At 76.5% G+C, this 906-nt stretch carries 1 protein-coding gene; it reads right to left on the reverse strand.

What is annotated here, in order from left to right; genetic code table 11:
* Positions 1-167 precede the first annotated feature (167 nt).
* Positions 168-906: glutamate ligase domain-containing protein (locus tag HMPREF3086_RS04800; protein ID WP_305790929.1), on the reverse strand; the 739-nt coding region annotated here is incomplete at its 5' end.

A 906-nucleotide genomic window follows, 5' to 3' on the forward strand; every position in this document is an offset into this window, starting at 1 on the left:
GGTCGTCGGTCGGCGGGGTGTCCCACGCCGGCACCTCGGTGGACGCCTCGGTGGGCGGTGGCCCGGGGTCGGGCCCCGGTCGCTCCGCGGCGGGATCGACGTCCGGCGCACCGGGGACGTCGTGCTCCTCGGGGAGGTCGGGCTCGTTGGTCACCGCGCGGCCCTCCTCACGGCTCCCCGCCGGTAACGATCCGCGGGCCGAGAGTGGTGATGTCGCCGGCGCCGAGGGTGAACACGACGTCGCCGGGCCGCAGGATCCCGGTGACCGTCGTCAGCGCGCTGTCGAGGTCGGGCACGTGGTGGACGGCCGCGGTGACGTTCCGGGCGATCAGCCCGCCGTCGACGCCGGGTTCGGGTCGCTCGCGCGCGCCGTAGACGTCGAGGACCACCACCTCGTCGGCGAGCGACAGTGCGCGGCCGAACTCCTCGGCGAAGATCCTGGTGCGCGAGTACAGGTGGGGCTGGAAGACGGCGACGAGCCGCCCCCCGTCCGCCTCGACGATCTCCCGCGCGGCGCCGAGCACCGCGGCGACCTCCGTGGGGTGGTGGGCGTAGTCGTCGTAGACGCGCGCCCGCCCGTCGCCGACCACGGCCTCGCCCTTGGGCTCGAAGCGTCGTCCGACGCCGCCGAACCCGGACAGGCCGGCGAGGAACCCGTCCGCGTCGAAGCCGCCGGACCCGGCCACCTCGCGGGCGGCGAGCAGGGCGGCCAGGGCGTTGAGCGCCATGTGCTCGCCCGGGGTGCCCACGTGCAGTTCGCCGTGCGACCCGCCGTCGAGGGTGAGCCGGGCCCGCGTGCCGTCGGAGTCGACGGTGATCCCCGCGAGCTCCCCCGCCACCGGCAGGTCGGTCGTCGGACCGTCAACGGTGCGGTACCCCACCACGCGGACGCCCGCGGCCGCGGCC

Origin of the sequence: Dietzia sp. HMSC21D01, assembly GCF_001815995.1 — a bacterium.
GTDB classification, from domain to species: Bacteria; Actinomycetota; Actinomycetes; order Mycobacteriales; family Mycobacteriaceae; genus Dietzia; species Dietzia cinnamea.